We start from the raw sequence: 18,573 nt of genomic DNA, 5'->3' as shown, positions 1-18,573 counted from the left end.
TTTCCTATCCATTGACTACCAGCGCTGGCTCTGCCGCATGAGCAGCATCGATAAACAAGCCCTGAATAATCTCAATAATACGACGCTGATCGGCCACCGGCAGTCCGGGATAGATAGGCAGGCAAAGCACCGCATGAGAAATTTCATCGGCAACCGGGAGATGTTGTACATTCGCCGTCGGGAAGTGACGATACATCGGGAAGGCGCTGATAAGCGGATAGAAATAACGGCGGGCATAGATATTATGCTTACGTAATTCCGCATAAATCGCATCCCGGCTGACCGCCGAATCTGCGCGAATAAGTACCGGGAAGTAAGAGTAATTCCATTCAATATTACTGGCCGGTTTAATGTATTCCAGCGCCGGAAGCGCGGCATCGAGCAGTTCAACGTAACGCTGATAAATCACCGCACGTTCCTGCAGCGCACCGTCAATATACTTTAATTGCAGCAGTCCCATGGCCGCCTGCACTTCATTCATCTTGGCGTTAATACCCGGCGCCATCACGATGGTTTCATCGGCAAAGCCAAAGTTTTTAAGATAATCGATGCGCTGTTTGGTTTTGGCGTCGTGGCAAATAATGGCGCCCCCTTCGAAGGTATTAAATACCTTCGTGGCGTGGAAGCTCAGCACGGAGAGATCGCCATAATTGAGAATGCTGGCGTTATCCTGTTTGACGCCGAAACAGTGGGCCGCATCGTAAATCACCTTCAGCCCATAGGTATCGGCAATCTTCTGGATGCGTTCCATATCGCACGGAATACCGTAGCAGTGAACCGGCATGATGGCCGTTGTTTTAGGCGTAATCAGTTCTTCAATGCGATCCGGATCGATATTAAACGTGACAGGGTCAATATCGGCAAACACCGGCGTTAAATCATTCCACAGCAGGCTGTGAGAGGTGGCGACAAAGGAGTATGGCGTGGTGATCACTTCGCCCGTAATACGCAATGTCTGCAGCGCCGTCAGCAGCGCGAGCGTGCCGTTAGAGAACAGGCAGACATGCTTTACGCCCAGATAGGCCGCCAGCGCCTCTTCCAGTTGCTGATGGAATTGCCCGCTGTTGGTCAAAATTTTACTTTCCCACAAGGTCTCCAGGTAAGGGATAAACTCCTCAAGTGGCGGAAGAAGTGGACTGGTAACGTAGACATTTTTCATAAGTTAATCCTCAGTACCTGTTACCCGGAAACTGTGAGGTGCTTCGTCAGCACACCATTTACGCCAGGCCTGACGTAGGGCCTGCTGGAAAGGAATCGCCACATTGCTCTGCCCCTGCGTCGGGATCGTGCTCCGCATGTTCTGGCGCAAGGCGTTAAGGGTTTCCAGTTGGGTTTGCCAGCGCACGGCTTTATCGAAATAGTCCTGCTGACTTTCCGCAACAAATTCATCCAGCCCGTAGATATGCATAATCTCCAGCCCCTGACGGGCAGGATAGGTCGCCCCTGCCAGGGTGAGCGTCGGGACGCCCATCCAGATGCCATGGCTGGTGGTGGTGCCTCCGTTGTATGGGAAGGAGTCAAGGAGCATGTCCACCTCGTGATGCATCTGCAGGTAGGCCTCCATTCCCGTGGTTTTACGGAAGATGAGCTGTTCATCCGCCACGCCCAGCGCATTGAGCTTCTTGCGGTAGCGGGCGATCATCGCGTCATCATCCATAAAACCAATCAGCAGCCGTGACGTGGCGTTATGCTGGAGAATGCGCGCCCACAGCGCGAAGACCCGATCGTTCAATTTTTTAGGACGGTTAAAGCTACCGTAGGTAAACCAGCCGTTCGTCAGGGCTGGCAGCGTATTGACGTCAGGACTGGACGCATCCGGCTCGAAGAAGTTATCAAGCGGGATTGCAATCAGCTTCTCCGTGAACTGCGCGTCTATCGCCGCATTTCTGACAAACCCGGTACTGATAATGCGGTAATCCATCTGCGTCATCCCGGTTGTGCCCGGGTAGCCCAGCCAGGTGATTTGCACTGGCGCAGGCTTAAAGGCAAACGCAGGTAACCGCGTTCCGGTGGTATGGCCCGAGAGGTCAAAAAGAATATCGATCCCGTCACTGTGGATCTGTTTTGCCAGCTCAACGTTATCGAGATCGGTAACGGATAACCACTTCGTCGAGGTGTTGCGGAAGTGCTCCGTGACGGCATCATCTTTATCGAGCGTGCTATAGCCGTAGAGGGAGAACTGTTCCCGGTCCATACCATCCCAGAACGGCCGCAGGAAACGGCTTACCGGGTGGTTGCGGAAATCGCCGGAGACAAAGCCGACGCGCAGCGGCCGCTCAGGATCCTTGCTACCCTGCCACGGCAGCGCCAGGTCGAATTTTTTCGCCCATGCGCTCACCAGCTCGCCATAAGCAAGATGGCGCTCGAAGAGCACCTCCGGCGAGACGGAAAAATCGTGGGTCAGAACAAACAGCAAGCTGGTGAAACAGTCAAAATCACCCGGCGCAAACTCGAGCGATTTCTCAAGGAAATAGCGTGCTTCCGTCAGTTTCTGGTTATCACTCAGAATGATGCCCATCATCGCGAGATGCAGCGGGTTCGTGGCGTTATAGCGCAAAGACTCTCTGGCACAGCGTTCAGCCATGGCCATGTTGCGGCGCGAGTGATACACCACCGCCAGCGTATTCCAGAATGACGCGTTATTTTTATTCAACCGCAGCAGCGCCTGGAGGATGCGGGCTGAATAATGCAACTCACCCTTTTTCTGCAGCACGGTGGCCAGGTCGAACCAGATATCCTGCCCGGCAGAGTAGCGGCTCATCAGTTGACCGAGTGCCGATAAGGCCTCATCCCAGTCCCCCATCAGCAGGCTGGCGCGGGAATAGCAGCGAAGCATATGCAGGTTATGGGGATCGTTTTCAATCTGTCCCCGGATATAATCGCGCGCGTCTTTAGCCAGCCCCGCAGCAATCAGGGCGTTGACGTTTTTGTAGATGACATCGATAGCAGGATCCTGTTCATCCTTCTCCCCTGCCATTACCTGTCCGTCAGCCAGTAAACCGCCCTGCTGCGACCCGACGTTAAGCAGCAACAGCGTATCGATGCTATGTTTGAGATAGTCGACATCCCCCGGGCGTAAATAATGCTGCTGTGCTCTGCGCCACGCTTCAGGGGAGCCTTTCAACAGACCTTTCGCTTTCAGTGCTGAAAAAAGTTCGCTGCTTTTGGCCTGATTGACATCCATGCCTGCAAGTGCAAATTCACGCTCTTCCTGACTAAGCGTGACGCGCGCGCCCCACAGATTAAACGTGACGTCGGCGTCATCGCCTGCCTGAAGAGGTGAAATGAAGGCAAGTTCACGTTCCGGCTGAACATTGTATGGCCCTGGTGAACCGGCCCAGTAGAGTCCCGGAATTTGATTGAGAAACAGATCTTTCAGTGACTCAAGTACCTGCTGGGCGACATCCTCCTCCTTTTCAGGAAGACGGGTGTTGAACACCAGCTGTTCAAACGACAGGCTCAGCGGCCATGCGCCGCCAAGCAGATCGAGAATGTGCAGGGTCGTGGTATTAAGCGTTGAGAAAAACTTCCCTTCCGCGTTGGTGTGAGCATTAACAATCTCACCCCGTTCGTTGCGGTAACGCCTGAAATCACCGGCCCAGTGCAGCGTGTTCAGGCGGGTAAAATCCAGCGCCGCCGCGTTGACGGCATCATCACGGGAAAGCAGGCTGACGCGCTCGCGACGGTTGACGGCAAAATCGAGATATTGCTGCGCGGCAATCGACGTCTGTCCGGATGAGACCAGAGCGTGCAGCTGATGAATTTGCTCGCTAACGCTTTCACCCGTTTCGTACTGCGGCAGCGCATCTCCCACGTAGCGTAACCCGCAGGCGGAAAGGCTATCGTTGAAGTGAATAAACTGACCGGAGGTATGGGTGGCGCTTGCCAGCATCTCACTAAGAGTGGCGTCGTCAACGTGCTCCATCGTGAGCACATGGTGTTTGATCTCACCTTCCGGCTGAGTCATGGCCAGATAGCTGAGCATGCCGCGAGCAAACGCCACCTGCTCTTCTGGCCGGCCCGCCAGACGTGCATGGAAAGCCAGCGCATCCTGGACATATTGCGCCGCGGACTCAGGCGGGGTAAAGGTTTGATGAATGGCAATCATGCCGCGCGCCGCCAAATGACGGCGACACCACTGCAACAGCGCGTTACGCTCTGGCATGCCAGCAGGAATAAAGTCCCCGCGGATCAGAATGTAATCGAACTCACCCGGCGACACGCTCAACACATCGTTAAGACCCGCCGCAACCAGTTCGATATTGGCGATACCCAGACGCTGCGCCTGCCTCTGCCCCGCTGAAACAGCCTCTTCGTTACTATCAATCCCTATCCCGACACAATCCGGCCAGGCCAGCGCAGCGGATAACAACACATCTCCCTGTCCGCAGCCTAAATCCAGGACGCGCGCATTCTCAGGCGCCCCGGCAGGAAACTGATACAGGGCAGCGGCAGCCTGCAGACTGGATAGCGTGAATCGATTATCTGGATACAACATACAGAGAAAGTTCCATGAGTTCAGTGGTTAGCCAAAATAGGTTTGTTGCATCGCAGCTTTATAGTTCTGGTACGCTTCGCCGCCTGATTTTTGCGTGGTCACGGTCCAGCTGAACGTGTCGTCGGTGTAGCGAATGTCGATCAGTTTCTCCAGCGGCTCGCGATGAATGGCCATCTGTTCTATCGCCGGAAGGGCATCCAGAGAGACCGACAGCGCGACCTGATCAAGGAACCACTCCGCATTACCGCGACGTAAGTTCCAGTCAATAAAGGTGGCGACAAGCGAAAGGTATTTACGCGAAAGCGTGCCAGGGACCGTATAAACAAAGCCCGCAGGCACCTGCTCCCACGGCGGCGCGCCGTTGCTGTAAGAGAGGACAATCTCACTCTTCGGGAGATGTGGCTCAATATCCGACCAGTTCTTACGCACCAGACAATCCGCATCAAGCACCATGATCGGTGACGTGAATACGCTCAGCGCATAGCTAAGGAAGACAAAGCGTCTTGAGGCGTACCAGACGTTGATACCAAAAACAGGTGTAATGGTTTCGGCCGTCGCGGATATCACCATGCCCGGAAAACGCTGGTGCAGGGCATTAACGTGCGCCTTTGTCTCATCATCCGGGTTATAAAGATGCAGGTGAACGTTAAGCCCATCGCCGTTGGTGTAGTAGACAGACCCTAACAGCGTCAGGGCATGATCGAAGTAATAACGTTTGTCGCACGCCACCAGAACCGTGGTTTTTCCGTTTTCTTCCGCCGGAAGAAGCCACTCGTAGTGCGAAAAATCAGGCTCATAATCAGGCATTTTCAGGGCGGAAAAATCGATGAACGATTCGGGACAGCCACCCAGCTTATGAATGCCCGTGACGATCATCAGCATCGTTAACGCGTCTTCACCAATATGTTCAGGATTGGCGGTCAGCTGCTGGATAAGCGTCTGCATCTGATTAAAATCATCTTCCATCAGACAAACCAACAACAATATTTTCATCACGGTTGGGGATGGACTCACCACCGCGTAGTAGTTAGAAATCAGGAATAAGGCGGCGTCAATTTCGTTAATGCGGAAGAAGACCTGAATACCCGCCACCAGTAGATTAATGCTGTTGTCGTGTTGAAGCGCCTCTACCACCCAGCCGGTAATGGTGTCGCTCATCTCTTTTGAAAATGGCGTGGGCTTCCCTTCATTTTTAAAATCAAACGCGGCGTTTGCAGCAGCAATCGCGCACAGCATGCGCTTCACGGCGAGTTCTTTGTCTGCATCCAGATCGGTCATGGCTTCCATGATCTGGGGTTCGAGCGTGGCAATATCGGAATTTTTATAATGCAGGATTTCGGTAACGATATGCGCAGGCAATGCATCCGTTTCCGGCAGGAAAATTAACCGTGAAAATTCGTCACGGTAAAACTGATGCAGCGATCGTGTACGCTCGAACTTGTTCATCCCGATTCTCTTAGTAAGATTGCGATTCTTACCCATCGTACAAGGGAATATCCGGGATAATGGAAGGAACACCCCCGGGAATAATGGCTTATTTCGGAGATTGTCTGACGGGCAAAAAAAAAGGTTGCTGTTTCCAGCAACCTTTTGTGAAACAGGCGCGGCGATTAACGCAGCAGAGACAGCATTGCCTGTGGAACCTGGTTTGCCTGAGACAGTACAGAAGTACCAGCCTGCTGCAGGATCTGCGCGCGAGACATGTTGGAAACTTCGGTAGCGTAGTCAGCGTCCTGGATACGGGACTGAGCAGCAGACAGGTTGTTGATAGAGTTGTTCAGGTTGTTGATGGTAGATTCGAAACGGTTCTGAATCGCACCCATGTTAGAACGCGCGGTATCGATTTTCGCGATTGCAGCGTCAGCAGCAGAGATAACAGCCTGTGCAGAGGCGTTATCAGAGATTGCAGTGCTCAGGCCAGCGCTCAGGGTACCAGAGGTGGCGTTGATCAGCGCGTTGCTGTCGATGGAGATGGTGTCGTTAGAAGAAGTACCTGCACCAACCTGAATTTTCAGCGCGGTAGATACGGAACCGTCCAGCAGTTTCTTACCGTTGAAGTTAGCTGCGCCCGCGATACGGTCGATTTCAGCCAGACGCTGTTTGATTTCAGTGTTGATAGAAGTCAGGTCAGAAGAACCGTTAGTGTCGGTAGCAGCCTGAACAGACAGCTCACGAATACGCTGTAAGTTGGTGTTGATTTCGTTCAGGTTACCTTCAGCAGTCTGAACCAGGGAGATACCGTCGTTGGCGTTACGCGCCGCCTGGGTCATACCTTTAACCTGGGAGGTCATGCGGTTAGCAATCGCCTGGCCAGCAGCGTCATCTTTCGCGCTGTTGATACGCAGACCAGAGGACAGACGCTCGATAGCAGTGCCCAGAGAAGACTGAGATTTGTTCAGGTTGTTCTGAGTGGTCAGGGACAACAGGTTAGTATTGATAACTGCCATAATTTAATTCCTTCAAAAATGGTTTCTAGGGTCGGTGCCTTAACACTCACGGCGTCTCTCACCGTCATGAAAGTTATCGACGGGTCTGAATAAGACTTTAGAAATTTCGTCAAAAAATTATTAACCAATTGATTTTAATAAATTTATAGTTATTAAAGTCTACTCAGAGCGCCATCAGAAACGCTATTTTTCAGGAAACGTTTTCACATTTTATTCTTCCCGCGTTTTTCTTTTATATATGTCTCTCACGCGCCAATAGTGCTATATGGCCGTAAGGTTGAGCGCTATTCAGCCGATAATTTTTTTACCTGAAACGTAAACTATCTGCATAAGTCGCCGATAACTACCTGAAACTACCATTGGCTAAAGGAAATAAAAAAATGGCGAGTAGCTCAATCACTCTCTCTTCAGGCGCGACTATTACGAGTCTGGGCGTAGGTTCAGGTCTGGATCTGGCAACACTGTATAACAACCTCGAAACGGCTGAAAAAACCAAGCTGAACACCATCACCAATCAGCAGACGTCCTATAATGCCCAGCTGAGCGCGTTCAGTAAGCTGCAAAGTGCAATGACGTCGCTGAATACCGCCACTGCAGCCCTGGGAAAAACGGACACCTGGAACGCGGCGTCTATTGGCTCAACCAACACCGCCTTCAGCGCCACGACCACGGCCGGTGCAGCGGTTGGTTCCTATAGCGTACAGGTTAAATCGCTGGCGAAAGCTCAGGTATTAACCTCTGCCGTCCAGACCAGTGCCACCGCGCAGCTGGGAGCGACTACCGGTACCACGCGTACCATCACCATCAGCCAGCCAGGCACCACCAAACCGCTGACCGTCGATCTTGCTGACGGCGACACCAGCCTGAACGGTATTGCCAGCGCGATTAACAAGGCTAACGGCAACGTCACGGCAACGGTAGTGAAGTCGAAGGACAACGAGTACACCCTGATGCTGTCCTCGAAAACCACCGGCACGGCCAATGACATGACGGTGACAGTGACCGGTGACGACACCTTAAAAGGCATTATCAGCTACGACTCATCCACGAATACCGGCGCGATGAATCAGCAAACCGCGTCACAAAATGCGTTGGTTACCATCAACGACATCGACATTGAGCGTTCGACCAACACAATTAATGACGCGCTGCCGGGCGTAACCCTCACCCTGAAGGCAGAAAGCACCAAGAGCGAAAATTTAGATGTCACCCGCTCTACCGATGCCACCAAAAAAGCCGTCACGGATTGGGTTACCGCCTACAACTCCCTGCAGTCGACCATCGCCAGCATCACCAAGTATGTGAAGGTGGAAGCCGGTGCCGATCAGTCCGCCAGCAACGGCGCGCTGCTGGGTGACAACACCGTGCGTTCTGTGCAGTCACAGCTGCGCGATATGTTGACCGTGGTCCAGTCTGGCTCCTACGCGATCATGGCCCAGCTCGGTATCACCCAGGATCCTACCGTGGGCGCTGACGGCTCAATGGGTAACCTGAAAATCGACGATGCCAAACTGACAAAAGCGCTCACCGACAGCCCGGAAGCGGTGCAGGCCTACTTTATTGGCGATGGCAAAACAACCGGTCTGGCCACGCAGATGGGCAATACCCTGACCGCCATGCTGAGCACGACCACCGGTAAAGAAGGGATCATCAAAAGCGCGACTGACGGTATCAACAGCACGTTGAAAACCCTGGATAAGCGCTACGACGCAATGGAAGCGAGCATCGAAGCCACGATGGCCCGTTATAAAGCACAGTTCAACAGTCTTGATACCATGATGAGTAAACTGAATAACACGGCCACCTACCTGAAACAGCAGTTCAGTTCTTAGTCGTAAGGAACGTATATGTATGCACAAAATGGCGCCCGAGCTTATCAGCAGGTCGGGCTGGAAAGCGCGGTGCTGAGTGCCAGTCCGCATCAACTTGTCGTAATGCTGTTTGACGGGGCACTGAGTGCCCTTGTCCGCGCCCGTCTTTTCCTGGACGAAGGTAAAATCACCGAAAAAGGCGAAGCCTTATCGAAGGCGATCAATATTATCGATAACGGGTTAAAAGCCGGTCTGAATATGGAGATCGACAGTGAACTGCCGGGCAACCTTGCTGCGCTGTACGAGTACATGGTCAGACGTTTGTTGCATGCAAATCTGCGTAACGACGTGGAGGCGATTGTAGAGGTCGAAGCGCTGCTCAATAACATTGCGGATGCGTGGAAACAAATTGGTCCCAATGGTCCTTCTTCTCAGGATATCTATTGATGAATAATCCAGCGTCCGCTCTTGATAACTGGCAGGCCCTCTATAACCTCAGCCTTACCATGTTAAAACATGCTCGTTCCGGTCTCTGGGACGAGCTCATTACCCTTGAGATATCTTATGTTCAGCTGGTAGAGAATATCTCCAAAAACCCTATTTCGGAGGCACATCCGTCCCAGATTGAGCAGGCACGTTTTCTACTCGAGAAGGTTCTGCAAAACGAGACCGAGCTCAAAATGCTGCTTGCCACACGCATGGACGAACTGCGCAGCCTCATTGATCAAACCGGTAAACAGCAATCCATCACATCAACCTATGGAAAGCTGTCAGGGAATATTCTTTATCCAGAAAGTTTGACCCGCGACACACAATTATGATTTCTTCATCCATACTCCAGAAGTCAGCCAAACGGCTTCTGGAGCACGGACGATGAAAAACCCCACCCTGTTACAATGCTTTCACTGGTATTACCCTGCAGGCGGTGAATTGTGGCGAGAGGTCACGGCATTAGCCCCCAATCTTAACGAAATCGGCATCAATATGATCTGGCTGCCGCCAGCCTATAAAGGCGCATCGGGCGGTTACTCGGTCGGGTATGATTCTTACGATCTGTTTGATCTCGGCGAGTTTGACCAGAAAGGCAGTGTTGCCACCAAATACGGTGATAAAGCCCAGCTTCTGGAAGCCATTGATGCGCTCAAAAGTAATAACATCGCGGTGCTGCTGGATGTGGTGGTTAACCACAAAATGGGCGCCGATGAGAAAGAGCACGTTCGCGTTCAGCGCGTGAACGAACAGGACCGAACGCAAATCGATGATGAGATCATCGAGTGTGAAGCCTGGACCCGTTACACCTTCCCTGCCCGCGCCGGACAGTATTCGCAGTTCGTCTGGGATTACAAATGCTTTAGCGGCATCGACCACATCGAAAACCCCGATGAGGATGGCATCTTCAAAATCGTCAATGACTACACCGGCGAAGGCTGGAACGATCAGGTCGATGACGAAATGGGTAATTTCGACTATCTGATGGGCGAAAATATCGATTTCCGTAACCATGCCGTGACGGAGGAGATCAAATACTGGGCGCGCTGGGTCATGGAACAAACCGGCTGCGACGGATTCCGCCTGGATGCGGTCAAACACATCCCCGCCTGGTTCTATAAGGAGTGGATTGAACACGTTCAGGAAGTGGCGACGCAGCCGCTGTTTATCGTCGCGGAATACTGGTCGCACGAGGTGGATAAACTGCAGGCCTATATTAATCAGGTCGAGGGTAAAACAATGCTGTTTGATGCCCCCCTGCAGATGAAATTCCACGAGGCCTCGCGTCAGGGGCGGGACTACGACATGAGCCTGATTTTCACCGGCACGCTGGTGGAGGCCGATCCGTTCCATGCGGTGACGCTGGTTGCCAACCATGACACCCAGCCGTTGCAGGCGCTTGAAGCCCCGGTGGAAGCCTGGTTTAAACCGCTGGCGTATGCGCTGATCCTGCTGCGGGAAAATGGCGTGCCGAGCGTGTTTTATCCCGATCTCTTTGGCGCCAGCTATGACGATAACGGGGGAGACGGTGAAACTTACCACATTGATATGCCGGTGATTGAGCAACTGCACGAGCTGATCCTCGCCCGTCAGCGCTTTGCCCACGGCGTGCAGACGCTGTTTTTTGACCACCCTAACTGCATCGCATTCAGCCGCAGTGGCACGGAAGAGGATCCCGGTTGCGTGGTGGTGATGTCCAACGGTGATGATGGCGAGAAGGTAATCTGCCTTGGGGAAAACTACGGGAACAAAACCTGGCGTGATTTTCTCGGCAATCGTGAAGAAACGGTCACCACCGCAGCGGATGGCGAAGGGACATTTACCTGCAAAGGCGGAAGCGTGAGCGTGTGGGTGATTGAGGATGCATTGTAGTATTTGAAGAGTGCGGCCAGATGCCCTCACCCCGGCCCTCTCCCACAGGGAGAGGGTGCAAACACCAAAAACGGCTACGGTAGCTTACTCTCCAGCGGATTTTTGCTCAGGTAATCGGCACATTCAACCGTTGGGCGATCGACCTTCTGCAGCTCCATGCCATCATACTCCAGCACCGAGCCATCGCGCTCCAGCGGGTAGATATCCAGCTTGCTGGTTACGTTGTAATAGCTGTCTGAACGCAGCATGATTTTACCCGGCACGGCAATTACGCGCTGCCATTGACGGCAGTCCAGCGTATCGCCCTCCTCCGTCACCACCAGCGTGGCAATCGCCTCCGGGCTGACCATTTTGCTCTGCGGCCCTTTTGACTGCCAGTATCCCGCCAGATGTGCCGGAACAGGATGTTTAATCACATCCTTGTAGCTATCTACCTGTACGCACCCGGTGAGTGCCAGCAGCGCGCCAGCAATTGCTATTTTTTTCATCATCTTTCCTGCATTCGAAGAAAAAAATATTGTGGCATTAAAGCGCTAAGGCTGCCAGCGAAGATCGTCCAGGTCTTAGACCTGCATCCCCATCACATGAGCATATATTTTTCATAATCGACAAAGATCGTCCAAGAGCGCTCCAAATAACAAATGGTTGCAGTTGTCGAAAACATCAGTCGTCTAAGTTCACCTTAGAGCGAGTGCTGTTTTATGTCCCATCCATGCCCCATCACATCACCGGGGAGTCATCTTCCCTTACTCGGTTGATGAAGAACGTCGCCACTCCAAGCACCTCCACATCTGCAAGCGCAGCTCCTTCTATTGCCTCCCCATCATCCGTAATGAGCGCTTTACCCATCAGCTTTGCAAACTGCGTGCGTCCATCGCTCAGAATCAGAAGGACATCTCCTTCGCAGGTTTTCACGCACGGCTCGATAACTGCAAAACCAATATCTGTCTCAAGCACTCTGCTATCCGCTCCAATGTTACACAGCACAGCAGGAGATAATTGTTGCTCAACGTAATCTGATGCTGGTGAAGGAAAGCCCATTATTGCACCCTCCCCATGTTACGCAGGATCCAGTATCGGTTATCGCTGTGGTCTGTTGTCTTATCCACAAAGTCTTGCTGGTAACGCTCTATCCAGGCATTGGCATCTGACCTAGTAAAGTGCCAGTTGTACTCACGCAGCTTCTCGATGAAGCTCTCGGTCCGAAGGTACTGGTAGCCCTTTGGGTTTAGCTGTATAGCCGCGACAAAGGCGGTATGTATGTCTGCTGTGCGTGGCATAGTCACCTCACAAATGTACTGTGTGCATATACAGTATTATCATTCGTGGGCATGGATCAAGTGCAAGTTCCTAAAAATAGCATTATCATTGGGATAAACTAACTGCCCATTCGATAACAATATGAAATCATTGTATTACAAGAGGTTGACAGCTAATCAATCAGTATCCCTCGATACATTGCGTGGATTAGCGGCTGTGATAGTAGTGATTTGTCACTGTGCTCAGCTCTTCATTAATCAACACCTTCCTGAATATTACAGATTTTTCGCTGTTCTGGCCCAGTCGTGTGTAATGATTTTCTTTGTGCTCAGTGGATTTTTGATCACAAAATCCATAACTGGCAACATTGCACGTAATGGGTCGCTAGATTTAACAGATTATGCAATAAAGAGATTCGCAAGAATTTATCCTCCGCTTATATTCTCATTCATTATTGTTGCGGCTCTTACCATTCTTTCTCAAAGTTTTTTTATTTCTGGTGACGGAAGCCTTTCGACAGCAAATGGATGGGTAAACAAATATGGCTTTAATGTTGAACTGTTTGGCTATCTCCCGTCTGCCATTATGTCTAATGGGTTTGTAGGTGATATGTCGCCAGCTTCAAACTCTCCACTCTGGAGCCTGTCAATTGAGGTGTGGTACTACGTTATAGCAGGGATGATACTCAGCGGTAGGAAGGAGTTGATTATTGCAGGTTTAGCGATTGGATACGTGGGAATTTCTAATAACTCACCATTCTTCTATTACTCAATCGTGTGGGTTTTGGGTGCAATTCTATGCCTTATGCATGACGGGGTGATAAAAGCATCTCGACTAGCAACTTCCCTGGCACTACTTTGTGCCACGGTTTATGCATTTTACAGGCTTTTTATCATATACGATAATTTCACCAATTCAAATCTAACCCTTGTTAACGTTGCACTTGGTATGCTTATGGCGGCATTGTTGCAGAAGGTTGTGATAGAGCGAGATATCCGGCTTTCAATCCTTCCGTCTATGGCATCTTTCTCATACACGCTTTATATAATCCACTTCCCAATACTGCTCTTTGTGTTTGGATGCTCTCAGGAATACAGTCAGGACAATCTTAATAACGCGTTAACAATGTCTGCAATTGGCTTTTCTGTGAGTATGCTCATAGCATATATTTCTGCAAAATTCTTTGAGAATACAAAGCTATTTACATCAATACTAAAACAAAAGGCCGCATAGCGGCCTTTGTATTAGTGCTGTATCGTCAGATTGATCGAAGTAGCGCCAGTATTATTTATAGTCATAGTTCCCAATGCCCAGGATGATACATAGAATCCGGAGTTTCCACGAGCAACCATGACTGGCATACCTTCAGTGGTGATGTTGCTGTTATTAACAACGACAGAGCCTGATGATGGTATGCTCACCGTTTGCAGTCCGGTGTCAGTTCCCCTTGTATTTCTCCCCCACTGCATTGCCATCCTTGCGGCGGTGTATTGAATTGGTTTTTTGGTGGTATCTCCGAAATGACATCCATTTACTTTCAGTCTTTTACCAGTAGTAGTAAGGCCATCATCGCCAATCACAATAGTTGCCGAAACGCCGGAACCTACAGCGCCATTAAAACGACTGTTGTTGAACTCGATAGAATCTGGCAGTTCGAATGTGCTTCCGACAATCGTATCGCACCTGATAGATGCCATAGTTGATGTGTTTCCAGAATTGAAACCAAGCGCTGCTATGCCGTCAAACTTAACATGCTGAATACCACGGAAAACAACGTTCCAGTTGGTAGTGAATTCCATATCACAGTTTTGAACGTTCAAAGCAGTCATTTTTTGAGTGCCGTCAGAAGCGTATGGGAACACGGCTATGTCATAAGCATTACCCCTGAAAGTAACATTTTTTATATTAGTAAAACCATTGTGCTGAGCTTGGATTGCATTTAGCGTGCAGCCCTGTATAACACCACCATCAATAGTTAAATTCGTATTCCCATTGTAGAGATAATTAATCCCAGTGCCTGTTATATTTTTTAGGTTGATGTTACCAATCAGGACATTGCAATTACCTTCCATTGCATCATTAATCACTATCCCTGCCCCTGCTGCAACCGTTCCACAAGTATCAACAGTTACACCATCAAGAGTAATATTTTTGTGCTTACCAACTACTAATCCACTCTTTGCTGAGTTGATAATTGTAATCCCCGATGCCGTTCCGCTTCCTGTGTATTGAGCTACTTCATGGTTGTGTCCAAGACAAACACCACCTTCATCAAGATTCCCTTCTGAATAAATACCTGCAATTACAAAATTTGTACTATTGAAAGAACAATTAGTTTTCCCTGAACGATATGACCATATATTACATGCGATAAGCCCATTACCACCTGATGTACCAACGCCTGAGTATCCGCAATCCTCTGCATGGATCATGCCCATCTTCACGTTATCACACAAACGCGTCATGATTCCTTCTTTATCAGAATGGCTTCCTTTACAATTGTGCAAAACAACGCCATCGCACTGGTATGCATGAATAGGACAACCCCATGAGCCTGTAGGTAAGTATGTATCACATTTCGAACCAATTGCATTAATATTTGTGGCGGTGACGTTAGTACAGTTTTCGAATATAACTCCTGATACGTTTTCGGCTGTGTATAAACTTTTATTTAAATAATCTACATTTGTATTAACATTGTCAACGCGGACATCATGGGTATCATGTACCCATATTCCACCCTTGACTGAGCCATACAACACGTTGATGGTGCCATTGATGATGCGCATCGGCTTGGTTACTTCGATGTCTGTAACCGAGTAAGTCAGGCCCTGAAGATCCATTGTCGCGCCTGAAGGCATAGCAGCCATGCATGCGGTAAATGCCGCCGTATCGTCAGTGGCGTTAGCTAATGCACCATAGGCTACTGGAGTGAATTTCAGCATCAGGCCAAGAATATTGCTGGCGCCTGGTTGAGCCGACAGCAAATTATTTAGGGCTGCTGCGTAACCTACACTTACCCACGCACCTTTCCCTACCCCACCAGTTGTTGCTGGTGTTGAGCCTGCCGGAACGACTTTACCAGCAGAACCGAATGAACCATCCCAGCGATAATAATCGCCATCACCGTCAGGCAACTTCCAGCGCAGCACCTGATTTGGCAATGTAAGAGTTGCCCCATCCTGAAATGAATCGATCGTGATATAACCGAAGGCAGCTATTGCCTGCTGGGCAAGCCAGCGAATTCCTTCAATCGTATAGTGGTCATTGCCAAATCGGTCAGTGTAAGCATGGGAAAAAGAAGTAACGAACTCGTCAATTTTCCCCGCGTTAAACTTAGCATCGCGTGGTGATTCGCTTGGGACAGGCAAATTGGTAGGTTGCGTAGTCATATTGATTCCATAAAAAAACCCGGCGCGGTGGCCGGGTTCGGTTGGTCGGGGACGGTTCTTATTGGTAGATGGCGTCGCTGTATTCCGCGACGGTCAGTGAAACCGTATTATCTGTGTTCGGTTTGATGCTGTTGACCGTCCATAGCTGACCGTCCAGCTCCTCGACTGTCGCAATGAGATAGCGCGACGGAAGCTGCACAGTGTCTCCGTTCCATATGTTGAGCTGAATGTCGGGTATTGCCGCGGTAAAGCCGTACTTTGTGTCTGTGCGTGCGGTTGCCGGATAACGCAGTGTCGGATTGCCCAGGCTATCGGTGACAAGCACATACATCGAACCGGTGAAGGTGATCGGCTCGCTGGTATCGAAGTCATTTCCGGATCGGCCGGTTACGTAACCACCTTGCTGGTTGCTGTCGTAGATGTCCGGCATCTGAATGACGCTGCCTACCTGAATGATTCCATCTTCAAACACTTTGGCGTTCATCTTCACCCGGGAGTAGATCAGGCGTTTCGTTTCGCGCAGCGCGCGTTCCCGCGCCTGATACTCGTTACGGAAGCCGACTATCTCAAGTTTGTTCGGGTTCTCGGCTTCCTGTTCGACAATAGCGCCGTTCAGCACGCGGTAGTTGATGTATGTCTTGTTGTTCGTTGTGGGGTGGACATAGGACACCTGCACGCCGTCGTAGCCGCCCGGAAGAGTGGCTTCGTACGTCATTTTGTATTCGTCCGTCTTCATGTTGGCCCGGTTGAATACGGCAGCCGGGTAATCAACCTTCTGATCACGGGTAAACGTCAGCACGCCGTCGTCCCAGTACGCCACCACCGACGCTGCATTGCAGATCGCCTGCACGCGGTCGCCCAGCGAGTCGTTCTCGTCATCAAACGTGTAGTCGAAGTAACCCAGGCGCTCATCAGGCAGGCTTTCAGCAATCGAGTACAGGCCGTACAGGTCAATGCTGCTTACCGGCTGCTCACCCATGATGAGCCAGGTGTGCGCCACTGCATCAGCGAACGAGCGCGACGGACGCAGCGTGTAATCCACCGTCTGCGTGTCCAGGTCGTACGTTATGGTGTGGCGCGTCACCAGAGCGTTATATTTGCGCTCTCGGCTGCCAAGGGCGTTCTCTGTCGCCCTCACCTTCACACGTACCAGCGTGTCGGTCGGGTGAACGACGTTTGTCCTGATATTGATGCTGTGGATCTCTTCGACCTTCAACAGGCTTGCATCACTGGAGTTATCTGTGCGCTGGAAGCTGACCGCGTACTTTCCGAATCCCCCGGAAGGTGTGATTTTGTCAGTGCGGTAGAACACCTCACTCGTCGACTGGTGTGGAGTCGTCTGCCGGTACGTAAACGTCTGCTGTGTGCCGGGAACCTGGTTGTAGTCGTCGTCGATTTTCCAGATGACAACCTTCCAGTTCGTCTCTTTCTTCCCGCCGAGGCTGGACTGAGTATGCAGCCACAGCTGCGTTGACTCGACCGGGGAAAAGAACGGCCCAACCACCAGCGCCTCGTTATCGTTGAGGACGAATTTCGTGGTGTTGATCGTTGCATTCGCCGGGATGTCCTGCGGACCCTCCAGCTGGTTCATCGTAAACGTGTACCAGCGCACCGGGTTAACAACCGCGCCGTCGTTTGTTTCAACGGCGGAGATCAGCGTGCCGGAGAATGTAGCATCGGTAGTAACGGTTCCGGAGGCCGTGCTGTACGTCACGTTAATGGTGAAAGTCACCGCGTGCGGCAGCACCAGCCCCATGAAATAGTCAAACTCAGACTGCTTGACGATTTTCATCGCTATCTGTCCGCCGGAATACGTTCCGCTGACAACCGTGTTTGCCGTTGCTGTTTCTATCGGGAAGTCGCTGGCTTCGTTCTGACCGGGAACTTCCTGACCGTCAACGTCATCGAATCCGTACCCCTCAACGATCTGCGGGATAACTTCGCCAGGCTGGAAGAACTGGAATTCGGCACCGGCCAGTGAACCGAGGCTTGATTCTGAGTAGCGCACGGACTCGTAATCATATTTGCCGATCCCGATGCACATCCACTCTGTAACGTACTTCAGGCCGCCATCGGTGGACGTCTGGTGCACGTATTCGAAAACCGATTCCTGAATCAGATCCGGGAACGAACGTATTTGGCCGTAGATATCCGGCTTGGCTTTGTAGACGCGCGCGGTGTTTGTCTGACCGGTCAAACTATTGTTCGGTGAGTCGACGGTATTACCGCCGTTGTTAGCGATTGCTGGCTTCGGCGCCAGGAACGAAAATACTTGACCAACGACTTTAAAGATCGGACTCAGGATGTCGCCGACAATGCCCTTCGGCTGGTCGAATATCTGGATGTGGTCCAGTTCGCTCAACTCAAACGCCAGCTCGTCATCGTCGCCCAGCTTTACTCCGTTGCGGACGATCAGCAGATCGCGGTGAAAGTTAGCATCATTGGCCGCCAGCCAGTCATAAAAAAGGGTGCCGTTTGGCACCCTGCAACGCAGCTTAGGCGTTCCTGGAAAATTCGATATCTCAACCAGCGCCATATTCGAAAAACTCCACTTTAGTGAATGCCCGCTGAATGACCAGCAATGAATCCTCTTTCACGCTTCCGTTTTCCCCGCGTGCATGAATGGCTTTTCGGTTAAGCACCAGGCCAACATGCGCCGGTTGCGCGCCTCGGTACCCGACGAATATTCCGCCTTCGATCGGTTTATCGACCTGGAGCCAGAAAACGACGTCACCCTCATAGCAGGTGAAGAAGTCGGCCCCGGCTTCGTAATCCGGCGTCTGATGCAACTCAATGCCGAGGAC

15 protein-coding genes are annotated in these 18,573 nt (G+C 51.2%); 5 read left to right on the top strand and 10 right to left on the bottom strand.

Annotated elements, in window-relative coordinates; genetic code table 11:
* Positions 1-4 precede the first annotated feature (4 nt).
* From ACOTZF_RS12635 to ACOTZF_RS12620, 4 genes are all read right to left on the bottom strand, one after another.
* Positions 5-1,159, bottom strand: a complete 1,155-nt coding sequence (locus ACOTZF_RS12635; RefSeq protein WP_013096012.1) for a DegT/DnrJ/EryC1/StrS family aminotransferase — start codon at positions 1,157-1,159, stop codon at positions 5-7.
* Between the two features lie 3 nt (positions 1,160-1,162).
* The gene (locus ACOTZF_RS12630; RefSeq protein WP_129252406.1) at positions 1,163-4,498 is read right to left on the bottom strand and encodes a bifunctional class I SAM-dependent methyltransferase/glycosyltransferase; all 3,336 of its coding nucleotides are present in this window, start codon (positions 4,496-4,498) and stop codon (positions 1,163-1,165) included.
* Positions 4,499-4,525: 27 nt separating this feature from the next.
* Positions 4,526-5,944, bottom strand: coding sequence for a hypothetical protein (locus ACOTZF_RS12625; RefSeq protein WP_129252404.1), 1,419 nt, complete (start codon positions 5,942-5,944; stop codon positions 4,526-4,528).
* Between the two features lie 164 nt (positions 5,945-6,108).
* Positions 6,109-6,945 (bottom strand): flagellin FliC, encoded by an 837-nt coding sequence (locus tag ACOTZF_RS12620; protein WP_013096009.1) that lies wholly within the window; start codon positions 6,943-6,945, stop codon positions 6,109-6,111.
* Between the two features lie 380 nt (positions 6,946-7,325).
* On the opposite strand from ACOTZF_RS12620, the gene fliD reads away from it, so the two are divergent.
* Genes fliD through amyA form a run of 4 tightly spaced genes read left to right on the top strand, consistent with a single transcriptional unit; the run spans position 7,326 to position 11,117 of the window.
* A complete protein-coding gene (gene fliD / locus ACOTZF_RS12615) occupies positions 7,326-8,777 on the top strand; it encodes a flagellar filament capping protein FliD (protein WP_013096008.1) in 1,452 nt (483 codons plus the stop codon).
* 15 nt (positions 8,778-8,792) lie between these two features.
* Entirely contained in the window at positions 8,793-9,203 is a 411-nt protein-coding gene (fliS, locus tag ACOTZF_RS12610; RefSeq protein ID WP_023622487.1) for a flagellar export chaperone FliS, read from the top strand.
* A complete protein-coding gene (fliT, locus tag ACOTZF_RS12605; RefSeq protein ID WP_013096006.1) occupies positions 9,203-9,577 on the top strand; it encodes a flagella biosynthesis regulatory protein FliT in 375 nt (124 codons plus the stop codon). The genes fliS and fliT overlap by 1 nt, the downstream gene beginning before the upstream one ends.
* A 52-nt stretch (positions 9,578-9,629) precedes the next feature.
* Positions 9,630-11,117, top strand: coding sequence for an alpha-amylase (amyA, locus tag ACOTZF_RS12600; RefSeq protein ID WP_129252401.1), 1,488 nt, complete (start codon positions 9,630-9,632; stop codon positions 11,115-11,117).
* A 74-nt stretch (positions 11,118-11,191) separates the two neighbouring features.
* On the opposite strand, the gene yedD is transcribed toward amyA, so the two are convergent.
* From yedD to ACOTZF_RS12585, 3 genes are all read right to left on the bottom strand, one after another.
* Positions 11,192-11,605: a lipoprotein YedD gene (gene yedD, locus ACOTZF_RS12595; RefSeq protein WP_013096004.1), complete on the bottom strand. Its 414-nt coding sequence runs from the start codon at positions 11,603-11,605 to the stop codon at positions 11,192-11,194.
* A gap of 232 nt (positions 11,606-11,837) precedes the next feature.
* Positions 11,838-12,158 carry a hypothetical protein gene (locus ACOTZF_RS12590; protein WP_353797803.1) on the bottom strand — a complete coding sequence of 107 codons (321 nt, stop codon included), beginning with the start codon at positions 12,156-12,158 and terminating at the stop codon, positions 11,838-11,840.
* A complete protein-coding gene (locus ACOTZF_RS12585) occupies positions 12,158-12,397 on the bottom strand; it encodes a hypothetical protein (RefSeq protein WP_348563193.1) in 240 nt (79 codons plus the stop codon). Before ACOTZF_RS12585 ends, ACOTZF_RS12590 begins: the two co-directional genes overlap by 1 nt.
* A gap of 121 nt (positions 12,398-12,518) precedes the next feature.
* Between ACOTZF_RS12585 and ACOTZF_RS12580 the strand changes: the two genes are divergently transcribed.
* Positions 12,519-13,610 carry an acyltransferase family protein gene (locus tag ACOTZF_RS12580; RefSeq protein WP_421636099.1) on the top strand — a complete coding sequence of 364 codons (1,092 nt, stop codon included), beginning with the start codon at positions 12,519-12,521 and terminating at the stop codon, positions 13,608-13,610.
* Positions 13,611-13,621: 11 nt separating this feature from the next.
* Here ACOTZF_RS12580 and ACOTZF_RS12575 read toward each other — a convergent pair whose 3' ends face one another.
* The 3 genes from ACOTZF_RS12575 to ACOTZF_RS12565 form a co-directional block, all read right to left on the bottom strand.
* Complete coding sequence (locus ACOTZF_RS12575; RefSeq protein ID WP_421636098.1) at positions 13,622-15,769, bottom strand: hypothetical protein; 2,148 nt, start codon at positions 15,767-15,769, stop codon at positions 13,622-13,624.
* A gap of 58 nt (positions 15,770-15,827) precedes the next feature.
* Positions 15,828-18,305 (bottom strand): host specificity factor TipJ family phage tail protein, encoded by a 2,478-nt coding sequence (locus ACOTZF_RS12570; RefSeq protein WP_421636097.1) that lies wholly within the window; start codon positions 18,303-18,305, stop codon positions 15,828-15,830.
* Positions 18,292-18,573 (bottom strand): peptidoglycan endopeptidase (locus tag ACOTZF_RS12565; RefSeq protein WP_421636096.1); only part of this gene is annotated, 282 nt, incomplete at its 5' end. The genes ACOTZF_RS12570 and ACOTZF_RS12565, both read right to left, overlap by 14 nt.

The sequence above is a fragment of the Enterobacter cloacae complex sp. SHL021 genome, from assembly GCF_049237765.1.
In the GTDB taxonomy this organism is placed as follows: domain Bacteria; phylum Pseudomonadota; class Gammaproteobacteria; order Enterobacterales; family Enterobacteriaceae; genus Enterobacter; species Enterobacter cloacae.
This window is presented reverse-complemented; position numbering and strand designations above follow the sequence as displayed.

What these genes read in the sequence shown, in the direction of transcription:
- yedD (WP_013096004.1), bottom strand. Translation starts at nt 11,605, where the DNA reads ATGAAAAAAATAGCAATTGCTGGCGCGCTGCTGGCACTCACCGGGTGC.
- ACOTZF_RS12590 (WP_353797803.1), bottom strand. Translation starts at nt 12,158, where the DNA reads ATGGGCTTTCCTTCACCAGCATCAGATTACGTTGAGCAACAATTATCT.
- ACOTZF_RS12620 (WP_013096009.1), bottom strand. Translation starts at nt 6,945, where the DNA reads ATGGCAGTTATCAATACTAACCTGTTGTCCCTGACCACTCAGAACAAC.
- fliD (WP_013096008.1), top strand. Translation starts at nt 7,326, where the DNA reads ATGGCGAGTAGCTCAATCACTCTCTCTTCAGGCGCGACTATTACGAGT.
- fliS (WP_023622487.1), top strand. Translation starts at nt 8,793, where the DNA reads ATGTATGCACAAAATGGCGCCCGAGCTTATCAGCAGGTCGGGCTGGAA.
- amyA (WP_129252401.1), top strand. Translation starts at nt 9,630, where the DNA reads ATGAAAAACCCCACCCTGTTACAATGCTTTCACTGGTATTACCCTGCA.
- ACOTZF_RS12625 (WP_129252404.1), bottom strand. Translation starts at nt 5,944, where the DNA reads ATGAACAAGTTCGAGCGTACACGATCGCTGCATCAGTTTTACCGTGAC.
- fliT (WP_013096006.1), top strand. Translation starts at nt 9,203, where the DNA reads ATGAATAATCCAGCGTCCGCTCTTGATAACTGGCAGGCCCTCTATAAC.
- ACOTZF_RS12580 (WP_421636099.1), top strand. Translation starts at nt 12,519, where the DNA reads ATGAAATCATTGTATTACAAGAGGTTGACAGCTAATCAATCAGTATCC.
- ACOTZF_RS12585 (WP_348563193.1), bottom strand. Translation starts at nt 12,397, where the DNA reads ATGCCACGCACAGCAGACATACATACCGCCTTTGTCGCGGCTATACAG.
- ACOTZF_RS12575 (WP_421636098.1), bottom strand. Translation starts at nt 15,769, where the DNA reads ATGACTACGCAACCTACCAATTTGCCTGTCCCAAGCGAATCACCACGC.
- ACOTZF_RS12635 (WP_013096012.1), bottom strand. Translation starts at nt 1,159, where the DNA reads ATGAAAAATGTCTACGTTACCAGTCCACTTCTTCCGCCACTTGAGGAG.
- ACOTZF_RS12630 (WP_129252406.1), bottom strand. Translation starts at nt 4,498, where the DNA reads ATGTTGTATCCAGATAATCGATTCACGCTATCCAGTCTGCAGGCTGCC.
- ACOTZF_RS12570 (WP_421636097.1), bottom strand. Translation starts at nt 18,305, where the DNA reads ATGGCGCTGGTTGAGATATCGAATTTTCCAGGAACGCCTAAGCTGCGT.